The organism is Acinetobacter sp. CY81, from assembly GCF_059515925.1.
In genome coordinates, this window is the sequence record NZ_JCAKNC010000005.1 from 1 (window position 1) to 18,148 (window position 18,148).

Below are 18,148 nucleotides of genomic sequence, written 5' to 3' on the forward strand. Positions count from 1 at the left end.
AGATTTAGCTATGATTCCCTTATCAAATAAACATTTACTCCTTTGGAGACGTTAGCAATGTTAGATCAAAATACTTCAGCTCAATTAAAAACACTTCTTGAACGCCTTGAAAGCCCAATCGAAATCGTGGCAACTTTAAATGGTTCAGATAAATCAAACCAAATTAAAGAATTGGTTGAAGAAGTGGCAGCGTTGTCTGCACTAGTGACTGCACGTTTCGATGGTAAAAACAGCCGTGCACCAAGTTTTGGTATCGCGAAAGCGGGTGAAGAACCTCGTGTGTACTTTGCGGGTTTACCGATGGGTCATGAGTTCACATCTTTGATCTTGGCATTGTTACAAGTATCAGGTTATGCACCTAAAGTATCTGATGAAGTGTTGGCTCAAATTAAAGACTTAGGTATCAAATCAAACTTTGACGTATTTGTTTCTTTAAGCTGTCATAACTGTCCTGACGTGGTTCAAGCATTAAACTTGATCGCGATTAATAACCCAGGCACAACTGCAACGATGATTGATGGTGCATTCTTCCAAGACGAAGTTGAAGAACGTAAAATCATGGCTGTTCCAATGTTATTCCAAGACGGTGAACACATTGGTCAAGGTCGTATGACTTTGGAAGAAATCATTGCCAAGTTAGATACCAACTCTGCTGCTAAAGATGCTGAGAAGCTCAATGCCAAAGAAGCATTTGATGTATTGGTGATTGGTGGTGGTCCTGCGGGGAATACAGCTGCAATCTATGCTGCTCGTAAAGGGATTCGTACAGGTATCGTGGCTGAGCGCATGGGCGGTCAAGTGATGGATACCATGGATATTGAGAACTTTACCTCAGTTCAAAAGACTCAAGGTCCTAAGTTTGCTGCTGAAATGGAAGCACATGTACGTGAGTATGGTGTCGACATCATGAACCTACAACGTGTTAAATCGATTGTCGGTGCAGACCAAACCACTTACGGTAATGTTGAAGTGACTTTGGAAAATGGTGCAAAACTTGAATCGAAAACAGTGATCCTGTCTACAGGTGCACGTTGGAGAGAAATGAATGTACCGGGTGAAGCTGAATACCGTACTCGTGGTGTTGCTTATTGTCCGCACTGTGATGGTCCATTGTTTAAAGGCAAACGTGTTGCTGTGATTGGCGGTGGTAACTCAGGTGTTGAAGCGGCAATTGACCTTGCAGGTATTGTTGAGCATGTTACTTTGGTTGAGTTTGATACGAAACTTCGTGCTGACCAAGTTCTTCAAGATAAATTGAACAGCTTGCCGAATACCACAGTGATCAAGAATGCGTTATCGACTGAAGTTGTGGGTGATGGTAAACAAGTGACTGCACTTAAATACAAAGATCGTGCAACAGATGTTGAGCATTCAGTTGAGTTGGCTGGGATCTTCGTTCAGATTGGTTTATTACCAAACACGGATTTCTTAAAAGATTCAAATGTTGAATTGACTAACCGTGGTGAGATTATGATTAATGATCGCAACGAAACCAATGTGAAAGGTGTATTTGCTGCGGGTGACTGTACCACTGTTCCTTATAAGCAAATTATCATTGCTACAGGTGAAGGTGCGAAGGCTTCTCTATCTGCTTTTGATTATATGATTCGTTCTGGGCAGTAAAATACACGCAATAGGCAAACTGCATGGTCAATATCTAAAGGATGTTGACCATGCAACACTGCTCAAGAGTCATCATTTAAATTTGATATTCTCGATTTACAGGAACTTCGGACGCTAACATCCAAGTTCCTTTTTTTATGTGATGTATCTATATATTAATTTTATTATTATGGATTAATTGTTGTACTAACTCAGTTACTTTAAATTCAGCTTGATGAATAGATTTTTCGAGTCTATCGCCGCCATATTCTTGGTATTCAATTGCGATTTCATGGAATTTCTGAATCCCTATGAAGTTGAAAGCAGTTTTAATAGATGGTTCAACATGGTTTTTAAATGGTGCTTGATCATCAAAATCATGACCACCTCGTGATGATAAGATAACCATGACCTTATTGTTATTTAATAATCCAATATAGGGTTGAGAAAGTGATTCATCAAAACGATAGGTTATATTAATACGCACAATATTATCAATATATGCCTTGAGATGAGCAGGTGGACCAAAATTATACATAGGAACACCTACAATAATAATATCAGCCCAGTGAAGTTCTTCAATAAGTTGGTCACTTAATGCAAGATTTTGTTGTGCTTCAGCTTGTGAACTTGCATAACCAAATTGAGAAATTAACCATTGTTCATCGATTAACTTTGGTGGATTTTTTCCTACATCACGGTGCTTAATTTTGGTATCAGGTTTTTTAGAGATCCAATCATTTATAAACAATTCAGTCAGTCTTCTCGTTTGAGATCCATGCTGAACTTGACCCGCAATTCCAGTACGAGGGCTTGCATCAATTCTTAAAATATTTGTCATATGCTTTTACTCAAATAAAATTTCATTTCGAGTATGGGATTAAGTGCATCGTATAACAAACGATTAAAATGCATGCTATAAGTGAATTGAATTCATTTATCAAAATTAAAACCAATATGCAAATTCAATATTCACTTGAGCAGTTACTCGCTTTTCAATATGTAGCAGAAAATTTAAGCTTTAAAAAAGCAGCAGAACGTTTGCATTTAACACCTACGGCACTTAGTCATAGAGTTAAAAAACTAGAGATATTCTTAAATTTAAAATTATTTGAAAGAAGAACTCGAAAAATTATGCTGACTGCTGAGGGAGAGTTTTTACTTAAGCATGTACAGGCTGGTTTTGCACAGATTCAACAAGCGGTTGATCAACTTCAGGCACATAAACAACGCTTATTTACGATTACAACGATCCCGACTTATGCGACTGAATGGCTGATCCCATATTTACCAGAGTTACAAAGTCTTTATCCTGAAGTGATGTTTAGAGTTCATGCAAGTTATGAAACTGTGAATATGCTGACTGGGCAATATGATCTAGCAATTCGTTATGGCATGGGAGGTTATCAAGATTTAAGATCAACCTTATTGGCACAAGACGAATATATCGCTGTATGTCATCCATCGTTGCAACATGATCAAATCCAATGGGATGCAGTACCACTGATCCATTTTTCATGGGGTGATGAATATTGTCCGAAACGGATCAATTGGCAGAAGTGGTATCAACAGCAAGATATGCAAATTGATTCGGCTCAAAGGCAAGTATTTTATAATGAAGAAGGTCATGCCATACGCGCAGTATTAGCAGGTCAGGGAGTGGCGCTGCTGAGTAAAGTAGCCATTGCTCATTATCTTAAAAATGGAAGTTTAGTACAGGTATCTTCATTTAGCCTTGAAGCTTTAAATTATTATTTTGTAAGCCCACTCAATGTGGATGAATTGACTCTAAAAATCGAAGCATGGTGTAGAGGGAAATTATTGAATACCTTTTGAAGTATGAATAGCACCTTAATGATACAGCTGATTTGAACAAGCTATATTGTAAGTTGTTATTTAACACCTTAAAACAAGTCCTATCGTCTTTCAAAGTTAGCAATAGGTTGCCTCAAAAGAGCTTCAGTTTACATTTAAGTTGGTCATTATTTGCTGTTTTTAAAAAATTAAGCCAATTGCATCTCAAATAATCTGTTTAGTATGGAACTAAAATAAAGATAAAGAGTACAGGGCTTGAATACTCCAGTAATTAAAATTACCCCACGCGCTGTTGATTTTGACTTTGGTCAATCTTCAATTCATTGGATTCCAAACGATCCTTTTTCATCACATACGTATAATGCAATCAATTTGCTCTTGCCTGCGGGTGAGTTTTGGTTTTGTCGTGTGTTCAATAAAGCGCTACCGTCAATTACGGATAAAACATTAGAAGAAGATGTGCGTGCTTTTATTCGACAGGAAGCGATTCATGCACGTGCGCATATCGTCGGGCAAAAATTTATGCAGGAAAATGCCTATGATCTGCAACATGGTATCAATACTGCTGAAACCATATTTGGACAATTATTAGCAGATCAACCGTTTAATCTTTCAATGTTTAAGAATAAATGGGTTGAATCAAATTGGTTGATTGCACGGGTTGGGATTATTGCAGCGGTAGAACATTTTACAGGTGTAATCGGGCAGTGGACTTTAGATCACAGTGGAAGTTGGGATAAAAATAATGCTGATCCTGAAATGAGTGATTTATTCCGTTGGCATTTGGCGGAAGAGGTGGAACACCGTAATGTTGCATTTGATTTGTTTCATCATTTATTACAAAACAAACTCGGTTTTTATATTTCTCGTCAGGTGTTGATGGCAGGTGTTTTTCCTATATTTATGTATCTCATGGCAGATATTGGTCGAAGTTTAGCTCGCCAAGACAGTTTAGAGGAAATGCAAAAATTGGCTAAATCCAGTGTATTTAGAATTTTATGGGAACTACAACGTACAGGGCGTAAAACAGGCAATGTACCAACATTTACATTTTTAGCAAAGTCGGTTGTTCGATGGTTATCACCTTCTTATCATCCTGAATCTGAAGGGAATACGGCTCAAGCTTTGGCTTATTTTGAGGTTTCACCAGCAGTCAATGCAGCTAAAAAGAGACATTAACTTCATACTCAAAAATAAGTATATGGTGACAATCAAGTAGGTTGTTAAATTTCGATGAGTGAACCCATTGTTCACAGTCAAACTCACCTTAACTAGAATCGATAAAGAAAAGGTCAGCGTATCCCCACGTACGCTGACCTTTTTCTAAGCTTTTACTTGTTGTTCTTTTTCATTTTGCAGGAACTTGGGTCGCTGTATCCCAGTTCCTGTTCTTATTGTTGTTAGTAAACGAAAGTGTCCCCACGCACTTTCATTTTCCATTTACTCACAGTTGCCTTGAATGTGAGCTTTATTTAAATTTGTTATCTCTTAAAGCAATAACTATTCCTAAATCCTGAAATCTCAATGTTTCCTGTTTTAAATGGTGCTTAATTAATCGTATTCGGTTCGCTACCTGTTAAAAAGTGACTATGAGCCAAATAAACTTAATGATTTGAACTTTTCAAGTAGTTGATCTTTACTTTCAACATGCTCAGGATGTTGAATAATGCACTCAATTGGACAGACATCGACACAAGTTTGGTGCTCATAAAACCCGACACACTCGGTACAACGATTTACATCAATTTCATAAATCTTTTCACCTTCAAAAATGGCTTGATTGGGACATTCAGCGACACACATATCGCAATTGATGCATTTGTCATTAATCAATAAAGCCATTTTTAAAATCCTAGACTGCTTGATAAGCCAAAGACGACGCTGAAATATCAGCAGTAGAATTTGGTAAATTGCGAATAAGAAGGGCAAAACTCATATCAACATCCGCAGGAACAGGAATGTCAACGATATGTCCTGAACCTTTGGCATCTTCAATCAAGTTGCCTTTTTTGTCTTTAATCTCAGTTAATGTAAACGTAATATTTCCCGACGTTGTCATGAGCTCTAAAGAATCGCCGACAACAAAGCGGTTTTTCACATCAATTTTGATGTAATTGCCTTGGCGTTCTATAACTTCACCACAAAAGATTTGATGATCAAAATTTGAAGATCCATGTTCATAGTTTTGATATTCGCTATGTATATGACGACGTAGGAAACCTTCGGTATAACCACGGTTGGCTAAGCCTTCAAGTTGGGTCATGAGTGCTGGATCAAAACTTTTACCTGCTAAAGCATCATCAATGGCTTTACGGTAGATTTGTGCAGTACGTGCACAATAGAAATAGGATTTGGTACGACCTTCAATTTTAAGCGAATGCACGCCTGCTTTTGTTAAACGATCCACATGCTGAACTGCACGTAGATCTTTTGAGTTCATAAAATATGTACCGTGTTCATCTTCTTCTGCGGCAAACATATCTTCGTTATTACGTTGTAATAACACTGGCTGATCAAATTGATGCTGTTGTTGCATGTGCATTTCATCAGCATCTTTTGAGCAACAATTTGATTCGAGATTTTGAACAGGAATAACATCACCCGTTGCATCTTCTTTTGCATTTAAAACTTTATATTCCCAACGGCATGCATTGGTACAAGCACCTTGGTTGGCATCGCGTTTATTCATATAGCCTGAGAGCATACAACGACCTGAGTATGCCATGCACAGCGCACCATGAACAAAAACTTCAATTTCCATATCTGGAACTTGGTTTTTAATTTCTTCAATTTCATCGATTGAAAGTTCACGAGACAAAATGACACGCGTCAGTCCCATGTTTTTCCAAAACTTTACTGTTGCCCAATTCACCGCATTGGCCTGAACGGAGAGGTGAACATCCATCTGAGGGAAATGTTCACGAACCATCATGATCAAACCAGGGTCAGACATGATTAGTGCATCGGGTTGCATGGCAACAACAGGTGCTAAGTCACGAATGAAATTTTTGAGTTTTGAATTGTGCGGTTGAATATTCACAACCACATAGAATTTTTTGCCTAAATCATGGGCTTCTTGAATACCAATGGCTAAATTGTCATGATCAAATTCATTGTTGCGAACACGTAAGCTATAGCGTGGTTGTCCTGCATATACTGCATCTGCACCATAGGCAAACGCATAGCGCATATTTTTAAGCGAACCCGCAGGTGATAAAAGCTCAGTGACGTGTGAAATGGTCATTTCAATAAAGGCATATAAAATTTATGGCTTTATTGTAGGGAACAAAAAAAATGATTCAACCTAGTAAATTGGTTGGGATTTGAATTATTTCAAGCTTCTAGGCGCTTTAAAATTTCACAATCCATGATTTGATTGGATTGATTACATGAAGAGCGAAGTGATTGAAGTTGAGTCTTGAAATTTTTTAATTCTTTAATTTTATCAGTGGTTTGTTGAATGTGTAGATCAATCATATTGTTTACTTCATGACAACTTTGTTGAGGGTTTTGCTCCAATTCGATCAATCGTTCGATTTCATTTAAACTCAAATCTAAGGATCGACAACGTTTAATAAAAATAATTCGTTTGAGTATATTTTCATCATAATAGCGATAATTATTATCACCACGAAAGCTTGGATGGAGTAGTTTTCGCTTTTCGTAAAATCGAATGGTATCCGTACTCAATCCACTTAAAGTAGCCAAATCTTTAATTAAATAATATTTTTTCATTTTGAGTTGACCTTGGAGTTACTCCATAGTTTTGAATAAGCTTAATACAATTTAGCTCATTTAAAAAGAGGTCAATTATGGCATGTACTTGTAGTCATGAACCTGCACCAATGAAACCCAACAGTAAGTTTAGAAAAGCGCTTTGGATTGCATTATGGATCAACATCGCAATGTTCTTTGTAGAGATGATTGGTGGAGCATATGCACATTCTTCAGCACTTTGGGCAGATGCTTTAGACTTTTTCGGTGATGCTGTGAACTATGGAGTTTCACTTGCCGTTTTAGGGGCGAGTTTATATTGGCGCGCAACCGTAGCATTGATTAAAGGTATTGTGATGGCGACATTTGGTTTGGTTGTCATTGCGAAAGTAATTTATGCATATAGTCTTGGTATTCCTCCTGAGGCGATAACCATGGGGGCAATTGGTATATTGGCTTTGATTGCAAATGTGGTATGTGCAGTGGTGCTTTATACTTTTAGAGATGGAGACTCAAATATGAAGTCAGTATGGCTCTGTAGTCGTAACGATGCTATTGGGAACATCGCTGTGATTTGTGCTGCCATTGGTGTCTTTGGTACAGGGAGTATGTTACCGGACTTAATCGTTGCAACGATTATGGCAGTGCTAGGTTTAACGGGTGGATATCAGGTGATTAAACAATCATTGAAAGAGAGACAATCTGAGAGTGCAAAGCAAAATATTGAGCAAACATGCGGTGAGTCTAAATAATAATTATTATGTGAAGACTATCCTTTAGGATGATGTACATCATGCACTGAATTTTATAAAATTTAAAATAAGCTAAAGATTTTTAAAAGCTTTTATTTTTAAATTATTGGGTGTTTGATGAAATTATTTAAAATTTTATCTGTGGGGGCGGTAATTATTTTATCGGGATGTTCCTCTATCGCAGTAACTTATGATGCTTCTGGTCAAGTTTTGGGTTCGTGTAAAGCGACACGTGGTTTATTGTCTACTGCAACAGCAACGTGTCATGGTCATGGCAATGGTGTTCAAGTTGATTATAACGCCGTAAATAGTGCGACAGGACTACTTGAAACACCACCAGATGCATCTTCGATTTCGATTCGTTAATTTTTATTTTAGGGGGAAATATGAAAATTTCAGCTTTATTCACGGTATTAACAGCTATTATTTTAACTGGTTGCGCATCGACTGTTACAACCTATGATTCACATGGAAAAATGATTGGTTCATGTAAAGCTGAACGTGGCTTTATGATTGGTGGTGGCGCAGGGTGTTCAGGTTCTGCAAATCAAGAAGGTCGTACGCGTTAATTCGACATTTAAGTTTAAGACCGAGCGATCCTTTAAGATTTAAAAATCCAAAGCGCTCGGTTTTATTTTTAAGGAGAGACAGTTAATTAATTTTGTTCTTTTTCTGAAGAGCCTACATGGAAAAAGGGAAGAATAATGAGAAGAATAAGGGGTGAAAAAATGATATTCAAACTGAAATATACAAGAATTCCAAAAATGGATGTTCTTAAATCTGGCGTACTTTGAATTTTAAGAAACTTATACTGATCTAAATTCTTTGGATTTACCCAGAGTTCGATTTGATGGTTTTTAATCATTGATGTTAAATTTTCAACAGTTTTGATTTTTAGATTGTCACAGGATTCTAAATAAATGAATTTATATGTGTTGAAAAAATCATTTTTAATCTTATAAATTTTTTTATTTTCAAAATTATAGTTGAATTCCATATCAACTAAGACTTTACGGTAAAAAGCCTTTCTAGATTGTTTATAGCAACCTGCGCCGATTTCAGTCATTTCAAAATTTTTGATTTGTACATACTCAGGGTGACGCGCTTTGAAAAAATAAGATTTTACAGCAGGTAAAGAAGTAATAACGTAGATTGAAATCAAAAACGAAAGAATAAGACCGCATACTATTTTCATATTTTTCTATTTATTATGATTGTGTTCACTATTATAAAAAAACCGAGCTAAATAGCTCGGATTTTTTCATCAGATGAAAATTTTATTTTTCAACGAATGCACGTTCAATCACATAATCGCCTAGAACGCCCATTTTTGGAGATTCTTTCAAACCGTGTTGGTCAAGAAGTGCAGCAACGTCATCAAGGAAAGCAGGGCTACCGCAAAGCATTGCACGGTCAGTTTCAGGGTTGAAACGTGGAAGACCAATCTTCTCGAACAAGTCACCTGATTCAATCGCAGTCGTTACACGACCTTGAGTGTGGAATTCTTCACGAGTTACTGTTGGGTAGTAAACTAATTTTTCTTTAGCACCGAGTTCACCAAAGAACTCATGATTTGGAATTTCATTTTCAATCAGGTCTTGATACGCCAACTCAGAAACAAAACGGGTACCGTGAACCACGATAATTTTTTCAAAACGTTCGTAAGTTTCAGGGTCACGAATCGTAGAAAGGAACGGTGCAAGACCAGTACCAGAAGAAAGAAGGTACAAGTTTTTACCTGGGTTTAAATCATCAAGAACTAAAGTACCTGTCGGTTTTTTAGAAACTAAGATGTCATCGCCCACTTTTACTTTTTGTAAGATCGAAGTTAAAGGACCATCTGGAACTTTAATTGAGAAGAATTCAAGTTCTTCTTCGTAGTTAGCGCTAGCGATCGAATACGCGCGCATTAAAGGCTTACCATTGACTTCAAGACCAATCATCACAAATTGACCATTTTTAAAACGTAGTGCAGTGTCACGAGTCGTTTTAAAACTGAATAAAGTGTCATTCCAGTGGTGAACGTGAGTAATCTTTTCGACGTTGAAAGCAGCCATTAAAGGTCTCAATAAATTATCAAATTAGAACAGCTTACTATTCTAATCTAAAATCATTCTCGATAAACTGAATATATTTAATTGAGCTTATCAGAAAAAGTGATTATGACTGAAGTGAAAATGCCAATAATCGGGTATATGAAATCGCCTTACCGTGAAAAGTTTGGAATTCCACGTCAACCGAACTTGGTTCAAGTGGAATCGTATATTGAAATGGTTGAGCCTTATAACGATTTATTGGCTTTTGAGGGCATTGAGGAATTCAGTCATCTTTGGCTCATTTGGCAATTTCATGAAAATAAAAATCAGCAAGATAGCCCTCAATTTCGCCCACAAGTACGACCACCACGTCTCGGTGGAAATAAGAAAATTGGTGTGTTTGCAACAAGAAGTATGTACCGACCATCACCTATGGGTTTGTCCGTGGTTCAACTTAAAGACGTTAAAAAAGTGGGTAAATCGGTACACGTATATGTAACAGGAAGTGATTTGTTAGATGGCACGCCGATCTTAGACATTAAACCTTATATACAGTATTCAGATGCAGTTGTAGATGCACAAAGTGGTTATGCCCAAGAACAGCCGATTCGAAAACAGGTGATTTGGTCTGAGCAAGCATTCTCGCAACAGCAATCGTTTATACAAATGAAGCAATTGAAGCAGCAAACCATTGATGAACTTGAACAAGTTCTTTCACTCGACCCACGTCCTGCATATCAACAGGATGAAACAAGAGTATATGGAATGCTATTTGCAGATTTGAATATTAAATTCACTGTAAATACTGAATACGTTCAGATTATCGAAATTGCTCCTGAAATGATTTAACTCAAATATATGTGATTAGATGAAATGTGATTGAGTATGCAATTATTTATCTAAGTTATTATATTTTAAATAAATATATTGCATATTTAGAACTGAATCGATAATTTATTTTTAGGTATAAAAAATAAAACCGCTTGTATAAATCGAGAATGAAATTGATTAAATATATTGGTATTTGTGTGGGGATATTTGCTATTTCAGTCGTGCAGGCAGAAGTTGTGGTGAAAGACATTTTAAATTCAACAACATCAAATCCCATTACTCAAAATTCACTTGCGTTAAATTCGACAACGCAATGTCAATCTGAAAGCCTAGAAAATGTCTTCTTGTGTGGGAAAATTTCAGGACGACTGAATACGCTTTATTATTCAACGCACAATGCTTATTTTGTCCCTGATTTGAATCAAGACACCATTACCACAGGTGGTTTCATAAAATATGAAACTCAACCAATAGCTGGATTATCAGCAGGGATTAGTTATGCAGGGCAATGGCGTTTAGATGACAAAGATCCCAATAAAGCTGAAGTCACGGAACTCTCTCAAGATAAAGATGGATTGGCGGAAGCGTATATAGATTGGCGCAATGCGGATTGGAAGATTCGTCTAGGGCAACAGTCTTTAGATGTACCATTTGTTGGTCATTATGATTGGCGAGTGATGCCACCTTTATTTCGTGCGGCTGATGTGCAATATGGCACTGAGAATGATTATGTTCGGGCAACATGGGTTGATCGATTTAAAAGTTATGCAGATGATCAATTTGAAAAAAAATCGCGCTATAGTTCAGAAATTGAAACCGACGGTATGTGGTCTATTGGAGCTGCTAAAAGTTTTGATTTTGCAGATCAGAAACTCAAAACTCAAGCATGGTATCAATCCTATACCGATTACAACCGTTTGGCTTATCTTGAGGCACATCTACAATGGGAAGATCTACCTTATCAGCCTGATTTGGGTATACAAGCCATGTGGTCGGAATCGCAAGGTAAAGAACTAGCGGGCAATACAGATCATCAAGGGGTAGGGATTTCCTTAGCGCTTAAAGTTTTGAATGGCATGACCTTTAAAACGGCTTATAACTATATCAAAGCGAATGAAGACAGTTATTTAAACGGTGCACTGTTTACTCCTTATATGATTTATACCGCTTCAGGTCCTTATTTTGCACAACCTTTCTTTACCAGTACTCAGGACTTAGGGGCAGGTCATGCCGCGATGCTGTCCATTGAAGGAAATTTAAATGATCAAACCTATGTAGGGGCGAATTATTCATTTATGCATTTAGCAGAAGCCGAAGATGTGAAGAATTTAAACCAGTCTGAATATGTGATTTATGGGATATATAATTTCGATGGTGGATTGAAGGGGTGGAGCATTGCAAACTTCTTTGGTGTAGTGACTTCACCACGTTATGACGATGTATTTATCCAAAATCGTTTGGGTTTGAAATATAGTTTTTAGTTTGAAAATAGGTGAGTTAAGAATAGATTGTTTAGGCAACAATCTATTCATAGTATTAAAAGATATTTAGTGTCAAGATTATTGCGGATGAAGCTGTAATTGCGTTTCTTCCAATGCTTTATGAAGAGCTTTTGATGCCGTTTCATTGAAGTAGTCACAAGAGTTTTCGAGTGAGTTGATCAGGGCATCAACTTTATCTTGATCCGTTGAAATATATGTTTTGAATACATCGATAGAAGAATTATTTTTCATATCTTGTGGAACTGCAAAGTTTTCAGCCATTTTAGCGAGGGTGAAGTATTGAGCAGGTTTATGTTGACCTTGATGCAAAGCCACTCCACCATCATATATACGATGTATATATGCTTCTGTGTTTTTGAAAAACAACCGTGAAAATTCAGAATCTAAAGTATGAGCATCCCATGAATCCTTCAAAGACTGAGCGTATTGTTCTGAATCTACGTCTATCGGTGGCTGGAATAGCTGTAGATAATTTTCATTGGCCATTTCATGTGTCTTACGATAGCAAACAGAATTTTCAGGAAATGTGAAATTGGACAATATCAGATACGCTTGGTTGATGCCCTTAGTGTGTTCAGCATTGTATTTCGCAGCATAGTAATGATAAGGATGAAGTGTCTCTGCTATATTTTTTCCTGAAACATTAAGTGTTTTGATCTTTGATGTAAATTTTAAACCTGATGACCCAATTTCAGAATATGGAAATCGTTCAATAGTCGTGTCGGTCTTATTTATTTTACCTGTGAGTCGTCCATCATTTGTTATCGGTCCATGTTCATATACCCCATTTGTGGTGATATACGTTTCCGTGGGCTGATTTGTGAGGGCATTAATTTTGTAATATTCATTGCCTTGCTTTATTACTCTAGTAACCGTTAAATAATTAAGTTTAGGATTGCTTGTGTATGAGTTTATTCCAAATGAAGTCCAAGTTTGATCAGATGGCTGTGACTGATTGGTATTTGTCGAAGTTGATTCTGAAGAGCCACCACCACATGCACCAAGCATTAAACTGGTACAAATTACAACCGATAATTTTTTTATTATCATTAAAAGACCTATTATTTTGTTGGTTAGTTTTAATAAAAAGTCAGTATAGTAATATTTTAAAATAAATCAATGAATCCATTGCTTTAATCATTTTTGATGGATTATTAGAAAGTTCATATGGAGTTCATAAATACAATTTCTGTTATCATTATTTGATGGATCAGGATATAAAAATGAACTTTAATTTTGAAATAGATACAACATGGTGTTTAGAACAATTACATCGAGATGGACGTATTTCTGAACGCGATAAATTATTAGTTCAAACCACGCATCGTCAAAGAGAACAATTGAAATGGCATCCATTACAATGGATTTGTCATTTTAATTTAAGTGATCAGACTCAACCTGAGAAGCGTTTAACTTTATCTGTATTGTGCCAATGGTTAGCGCATAAAACCAATATTCCTCTTTATGTCATTGATCCATTAAAAGCGGATGTTGCAGCTTTAACCGCAGTTATGTCACAAGAGTTCGCGGTTAAAAATAAGATTCTGGCTGTCGAAGTAACGGCTGATAAAGTATTGATTGGGACAGATCAACCTTATATCGGGGATTGGTTGAACAACCTTCAACAAAGTTTAAGCCCTAAAAAAATTGAAAAAGTTTTGCTCAGCCCTGAACAATTACAGCGCTATCTGATTGAATATTATCAAGTCAGCCGTGCGGTCAATTCATCTCAAAACTCATCTGCTTATGACCGTGAAAATAGAGGCGTAGAAGCTTTATTACAATTAGGTGATACCCAAAACCCTGATGCCAATGATCAACACATCGTTAAACTGGTGGATTGGGTACTGCAATTTGCTTTTGAACAAGGTGCGAGTGATATTCACCTTGAACCGCGTAAAGAGAAGGGCAAAGTACGTTTTCGTATCGATGGGGTGTTGCATACGATTTACAACATGCCTGCAAATACACTGACTGCGGTGATTTCACGAATTAAAATTTTAGGTCGTATGAATGTCGCGGAAAAACGCCGTCCGCAAGATGGTCGTCTAAAAACACGTACACCAAAAGGGCAAGAGACAGAACTTCGTCTATCAACCCTACCAACTGCTTTTGGTGAAAAGTTAGTGATGCGTATTTTTGACCCTGAAGTTTTAGTTCGAAGCTTTAAACAGTTAGGCTTTGGCGATAAATTATTGAATCAATGGAATGAAGTCACTAAACACAGTCATGGCATTATTTTGGTGACTGGTCCAACTGGTTCAGGTAAAACCACCACGCTGTATTCTTCTTTAAAGCAATTGGCAACGGAACAGGTCAATGTTTGTACCATTGAAGATCCGATTGAAATGATTGAACCGAGCTTTAATCAGATGCAGGTCAATCAAGGCATTGATTTAGGCTTTGCTGATGGTGTGCGTTGCCTCATGCGTCAAGACCCTGACATTATCATGGTGGGTGAGATTCGTGATCAAGATACAGCCAATATGGCGATTCAGGCCGCATTGACAGGTCACTTGGTTCTATCGACTTTACATACCAATGATGCACCTTCAAGTTTGACACGACTCCATGATTTAGGTGTGCAGCCGTTTTTAACCTCAGCAACTATTCTAGGTATATTGGCACAGCGCTTAGTTCGTCAGCTTTGTCCACATTGTAAGGAAATGGGCAATATTGATGCTCAGCAATGGGAGCATTTAACCTTTGATTATGTCATGGAAATGCCAAGTCAAATCTATCAAGCTAAGGGTTGTGAAGCTTGTCGACATACAGGCTACAAAGGACGTGTCGGTATTTATGAATTTATGCCGATTACCTTAGATACCAAGCAAAAAATTAGTTCAAATGCGACTTTAGATCAGCTCCGTCAACAGGCGAAGAAAGAAGGGGTTGAACCGCTTCGAATCGCAGGTGCGCGCAAAATTCTAGCGGGTCAAACGACGTTAGAAGAAGTATTAAGGGTTGTGCCATTAAATTAAGAGGATAAAAAATGCGCCTTTAATTTGCACATTCCTTCTTGCTAATTAAAGGCAATACGAGTTCTCTTTGGTGCGATGCGAATCTAGAAAATTCGTATTCATTATTTTGATATTCTTTTGAAATACCACAATAGCGGTTTTGGCTTAAAGGATCATCATAATCATGACTTTCTTCTCTGATATAAGATTTTTGGTCTTTCAGCAAATACGAAATACTAAAGGTTGAATTCGAATCTGGTAAGTCTTGATCATAACCAATTGGAGTAATCGCAATAAATGCTGTACTTCGCTTGTTATTTTCATAGGCATTTCTAAAATCAACCTCATCTGATTTATGAATACCATCAGGAAGTGCTTTAGGTTTGAGCAAAGTTAAGTTTTGAGAAATGGTTTTCCATTGACCATTGGTTTGACTCAAAATATAAACATATCTTTGGTATTTATATAGGTTTTCAAAATTATCGGTAATTTGTTTTTCATTGATCTGATCAATTGTAATAATGACAGCATCATTACGCAGATTTTTACTGTATTGACCATAATCAATGGAAATTACACTCTGGTTTTTAGGCAAAATTTGTTCTATAGATTTTGGAACATATACAAAATGTGCAAAGCTACTTGTAGATATAGAAATGAGAAAAGTTGTTGTAAGTATTTTAAATTGCATTATTTATCTTCCTCATCATCAATATAATCATGTCCATTTAAATTGATTTTATTACCTTTAGAAGGATGTCCAAGATAAAAGTCTGAAATGTTATATGTAGTTTCTTCATCTGCATTTAGAGAAACTAAACGTGCGCCATTGGGAATATCGACGACCACATTCGCCCCGTCATAAATCCATGTCTTTTTCGTTTTGTCCCAAATAAAGCCAATATAGCTTGAATTGTTATTTCCAAAGTTTTGTCTAATTTCAAAACCACCTGTTGCTGGATAGCTTTGTCCATTCGAGAAAAGGTCTGAAGTTTGGTAAATCATCTTGTTGATTTTATGATTTTGAACACTCACCATACCATTATAGTTAGCGTCGGCAGGCTCAATCATGTCTTGGAATAAATATGAATGTTCAAAAGAGCGTTTAAATCCATTTTCATTTCCTAGAAGCAAATGAACAGTTCTTTTTGCGGGTAAAATTTGACTCATTTGAGCATCTTTTAATTCTTCAGCACTTGTTGTAACAACAATGGCATCCCAAAAACTATCCTCATTTAAGTGACCAATCTCAAAATCAATAATGGGTTGGTTTTTTGGAAATAACCTTTGTAATTCTTCCGGAACATACTTGGTTTTAAGTTTTTGATAAAAATTTTCATCACCAAATGCAAATGAGGTATTGGATGAAAATAGAGTAGTAAAAATGAAACCTGTTATAAAAGATATTTTTGGAATTTGCATCGTTATAATAGATTAAAAAAATTGTATATGTAGAGAATAACTTAGCCGATTTTAAAATCATAGATGTATCTTAAGATTCACCTCATGTTCCTTTGTTTTAATAGCTTCATCAAATAGAGGAACAACCCAAGAGGTAAATCACATGAACTTATTTTCTAAAACTTTGATGGCTACAGCTTTAATTGGTGCGACAACATTTGCAATGGCAAATACAGCGGTAAATCATTCTGCTATCGCACCGATCAGCACTCAAACAGTTAAAAATGCGCTTACCCTAAAAGATGATACGAAAGTACAGTTAAAGGGTTATATCGTAAAGTCAGTCGGTGATGAGAAATATCAATTCCGTGATAACACAGGTACGATCACGGTCGATATTGATGATGAATTATGGAAAGCCAAACCGATTTCAGCTAAAACACCTGTCACTGTTATTGGTGAGATTGATGTTGACTACAAACCAGCTAAACGTGTTGAAGTGGATGTAGATCAAGTTATATTTTAATGACTGATTGAGCTTTATTAAACGCGTCTTCAATAAAAACCACATATCATGATATGTGGTTTTTTTAATGGATTGATTTTACGGATTTCATTTTTATTTGATCGACTTTGACATAAAGATGCAGAGTTTATAATGAGCCTTTAATCTATCAGGATGAATGAGGGGGGTCAGATTTTCATGTTATTTTGAATGAGTTAAGCGAAATCTAAAAAATAAACAACCTGAATGGATCATGAAACATGCGCATTTTATTGGCTGAAGATGATGTTTCCCAAGCTGAAAGTATAAAGTCATGGCTAGAAATGGATGGATATAGTGTGGATTGGGTGGAGCGAGGTGATCATGCCATACTCGCACTAGAACAACATCAATATGATTGCTTATTGCTTGATCGTGGTTTGCCGAAAAGTTCTGGTGATGAAATTTTAAAAGCACTTCGGGCGAAACAATCAGATGCACCTGTGATTTTTATTACCGCTCGTGACAGTATTACAGATCGTGTGGATGGTTTAGATTTAGGTGCAAATGACTATTTGGTGAAACCTTTTAGTTTGGAAGAGTTGTCCGCCCGTGTACGCAGTCAGTTGCGCCAAAAACAAACAGTGATTTCACATCAGATTGAATATGCCAACTTAGTTTTAGACACTCAAGCAAAGACAGTGTTGATGGATGGTCAGGCGATTAATCTGACCGCCAAAGAATTTCAAATACTATATAAACTCATGCAAAAACCTGAGCATGTACTGACGCGTGAACAATTAGAAGAGTCGCTGTATGCATGGGGTGATGAGATTGAAAGTAATGCGATTGAAGTGTTTATCTATCAATTACGTAAAAAGATTGGATCAAAACGAATCAAAACATTACGTGGACTCGGTTATAAAATGAATCAAGATTAGTTTTTTATCTGATTTTGGCTTCAGTTCATTTGAACTGTATGAGCCTAAAATAATTTTATATTTAAATCTTTATATCTCGTCTTATTTTATATTTGAATGCTAGGTTTAGG

The 18,148-nt window shown here is 36.6% G+C and carries 20 protein-coding genes; 11 read left to right on the forward strand and 9 right to left on the reverse strand.

Annotated features, from left to right (window positions below):
* Positions 1-57 precede the first annotated feature (57 nt).
* Positions 58-1,623 carry an alkyl hydroperoxide reductase subunit F gene (ahpF, locus tag AC5YDM_RS07655; protein WP_496151528.1) on the forward strand — a complete coding sequence of 522 codons (1,566 nt, stop codon included), beginning with the start codon at positions 58-60 and terminating at the stop codon, positions 1,621-1,623.
* Between the two features lie 148 nt (positions 1,624-1,771).
* On the opposite strand, the gene AC5YDM_RS07660 is transcribed toward ahpF, so the two are convergent.
* The gene (locus AC5YDM_RS07660) at positions 1,772-2,443 is read right to left on the reverse strand and encodes an FMN-dependent NADH-azoreductase (protein WP_496151529.1); all 672 of its coding nucleotides are present in this window, start codon (positions 2,441-2,443) and stop codon (positions 1,772-1,774) included.
* 68 nt (positions 2,444-2,511) lie between these two features.
* Here AC5YDM_RS07660 and AC5YDM_RS07665 point away from each other — a divergent pair, with 68 nt between their 5' ends.
* Both AC5YDM_RS07665 and AC5YDM_RS07670 read left to right on the forward strand, forming a co-directional pair.
* Positions 2,512-3,438, forward strand: a complete 927-nt coding sequence (locus AC5YDM_RS07665) for a LysR substrate-binding domain-containing protein (RefSeq protein WP_496151530.1) — start codon at positions 2,512-2,514, stop codon at positions 3,436-3,438.
* A gap of 234 nt (positions 3,439-3,672) precedes the next feature.
* The gene (locus AC5YDM_RS07670) at positions 3,673-4,596 is read left to right on the forward strand and encodes a metal-dependent hydrolase (RefSeq protein WP_496151531.1); all 924 of its coding nucleotides are present in this window, start codon (positions 3,673-3,675) and stop codon (positions 4,594-4,596) included.
* Between the two features lie 408 nt (positions 4,597-5,004).
* Here the strand turns inward: AC5YDM_RS07670 and AC5YDM_RS07675 are convergent, their stop codons facing one another.
* The 3 genes from AC5YDM_RS07675 to AC5YDM_RS07685 form a co-directional block, all read right to left on the reverse strand.
* The gene (locus AC5YDM_RS07675; RefSeq protein ID WP_496151532.1) at positions 5,005-5,259 is read right to left on the reverse strand and encodes a YfhL family 4Fe-4S dicluster ferredoxin; all 255 of its coding nucleotides are present in this window, start codon (positions 5,257-5,259) and stop codon (positions 5,005-5,007) included.
* A 10-nt stretch (positions 5,260-5,269) separates the two neighbouring features.
* Positions 5,270-6,661: a prephenate-dependent tRNA uridine(34) hydroxylase TrhP gene (trhP, locus tag AC5YDM_RS07680; RefSeq protein WP_496151533.1), complete on the reverse strand. Its 1,392-nt coding sequence runs from the start codon at positions 6,659-6,661 to the stop codon at positions 5,270-5,272.
* 89 nt (positions 6,662-6,750) lie between these two features.
* Complete coding sequence (locus AC5YDM_RS07685; RefSeq protein ID WP_496151534.1) at positions 6,751-7,152, reverse strand: MerR family DNA-binding protein; 402 nt, start codon at positions 7,150-7,152, stop codon at positions 6,751-6,753.
* A 77-nt stretch (positions 7,153-7,229) separates the two neighbouring features.
* Here AC5YDM_RS07685 and AC5YDM_RS07690 point away from each other — a divergent pair, with 77 nt between their 5' ends.
* The 3 genes from AC5YDM_RS07690 to AC5YDM_RS07700 all read left to right on the forward strand — a co-directional run bounded on the left by AC5YDM_RS07690 (position 7,230) and on the right by AC5YDM_RS07700 (position 8,452).
* Positions 7,230-7,883 carry a cation efflux transmembrane domain-containing protein gene (locus AC5YDM_RS07690; protein WP_496151535.1) on the forward strand — a complete coding sequence of 218 codons (654 nt, stop codon included), beginning with the start codon at positions 7,230-7,232 and terminating at the stop codon, positions 7,881-7,883.
* A 117-nt stretch (positions 7,884-8,000) separates the two neighbouring features.
* Positions 8,001-8,249 carry a hypothetical protein gene (locus tag AC5YDM_RS07695; protein ID WP_496151536.1) on the forward strand — a complete coding sequence of 83 codons (249 nt, stop codon included), beginning with the start codon at positions 8,001-8,003 and terminating at the stop codon, positions 8,247-8,249.
* A 20-nt stretch (positions 8,250-8,269) separates the two neighbouring features.
* Positions 8,270-8,452: a hypothetical protein gene (locus AC5YDM_RS07700; protein WP_496151537.1), complete on the forward strand. Its 183-nt coding sequence runs from the start codon at positions 8,270-8,272 to the stop codon at positions 8,450-8,452.
* Positions 8,453-8,538: 86 nt separating this feature from the next.
* Here the strand turns inward: AC5YDM_RS07700 and AC5YDM_RS07705 are convergent, their stop codons facing one another.
* Together AC5YDM_RS07705 and AC5YDM_RS07710 are read right to left on the reverse strand one after the other, a co-directional pair.
* Positions 8,539-9,078: a hypothetical protein gene (locus AC5YDM_RS07705; protein WP_496151538.1), complete on the reverse strand. Its 540-nt coding sequence runs from the start codon at positions 9,076-9,078 to the stop codon at positions 8,539-8,541.
* Positions 9,079-9,160: 82 nt separating this feature from the next.
* Positions 9,161-9,940 carry a ferredoxin--NADP reductase gene (locus tag AC5YDM_RS07710; protein WP_496151539.1) on the reverse strand — a complete coding sequence of 260 codons (780 nt, stop codon included), beginning with the start codon at positions 9,938-9,940 and terminating at the stop codon, positions 9,161-9,163.
* A gap of 105 nt (positions 9,941-10,045) precedes the next feature.
* On the opposite strand from AC5YDM_RS07710, the gene tsaA reads away from it, so the two are divergent.
* Both tsaA and AC5YDM_RS07720 read left to right on the forward strand, forming a co-directional pair.
* Positions 10,046-10,768: a tRNA (N6-threonylcarbamoyladenosine(37)-N6)-methyltransferase TrmO gene (gene tsaA / locus AC5YDM_RS07715; RefSeq protein ID WP_496151540.1), complete on the forward strand. Its 723-nt coding sequence runs from the start codon at positions 10,046-10,048 to the stop codon at positions 10,766-10,768.
* Between the two features lie 149 nt (positions 10,769-10,917).
* The gene (locus AC5YDM_RS07720) at positions 10,918-12,231 is read left to right on the forward strand and encodes an OprD family outer membrane porin (protein ID WP_496151541.1); all 1,314 of its coding nucleotides are present in this window, start codon (positions 10,918-10,920) and stop codon (positions 12,229-12,231) included.
* Positions 12,232-12,309: 78 nt separating this feature from the next.
* Here the strand turns inward: AC5YDM_RS07720 and AC5YDM_RS07725 are convergent, their stop codons facing one another.
* Positions 12,310-13,302, reverse strand: coding sequence for a hypothetical protein (locus AC5YDM_RS07725; protein WP_496151542.1), 993 nt, complete (start codon positions 13,300-13,302; stop codon positions 12,310-12,312).
* A gap of 173 nt (positions 13,303-13,475) precedes the next feature.
* Between AC5YDM_RS07725 and tfpB the strand changes: the two genes are divergently transcribed.
* Positions 13,476-15,233: a type IV pilus assembly ATPase TfpB gene (tfpB, locus tag AC5YDM_RS07730; RefSeq protein ID WP_496151543.1), complete on the forward strand. Its 1,758-nt coding sequence runs from the start codon at positions 13,476-13,478 to the stop codon at positions 15,231-15,233.
* Positions 15,234-15,252: 19 nt separating this feature from the next.
* Here tfpB and AC5YDM_RS07735 read toward each other — a convergent pair whose 3' ends face one another.
* Both AC5YDM_RS07735 and AC5YDM_RS07740 read right to left on the reverse strand, forming a co-directional pair.
* On the reverse strand, positions 15,253-15,903 hold the full coding sequence (locus tag AC5YDM_RS07735; RefSeq protein ID WP_496151544.1) for a hypothetical protein: 651 nt from the start codon (positions 15,901-15,903) through the stop codon (positions 15,253-15,255).
* Positions 15,903-16,634 carry a hypothetical protein gene (locus AC5YDM_RS07740; RefSeq protein WP_496151545.1) on the reverse strand — a complete coding sequence of 244 codons (732 nt, stop codon included), beginning with the start codon at positions 16,632-16,634 and terminating at the stop codon, positions 15,903-15,905. Before AC5YDM_RS07740 ends, AC5YDM_RS07735 begins: the two co-directional genes overlap by 1 nt.
* A gap of 142 nt (positions 16,635-16,776) precedes the next feature.
* Here AC5YDM_RS07740 and AC5YDM_RS07745 point away from each other — a divergent pair, with 142 nt between their 5' ends.
* Together AC5YDM_RS07745 and AC5YDM_RS07750 are read left to right on the forward strand one after the other, a co-directional pair.
* Positions 16,777-17,139, forward strand: a complete 363-nt coding sequence (locus tag AC5YDM_RS07745; RefSeq protein WP_496151546.1) for a NirD/YgiW/YdeI family stress tolerance protein — start codon at positions 16,777-16,779, stop codon at positions 17,137-17,139.
* Positions 17,140-17,378: 239 nt separating this feature from the next.
* On the forward strand, positions 17,379-18,038 hold the full coding sequence (locus AC5YDM_RS07750) for a response regulator transcription factor (protein WP_496151547.1): 660 nt from the start codon (positions 17,379-17,381) through the stop codon (positions 18,036-18,038).
* Positions 18,039-18,148 lie beyond the last annotated feature (110 nt).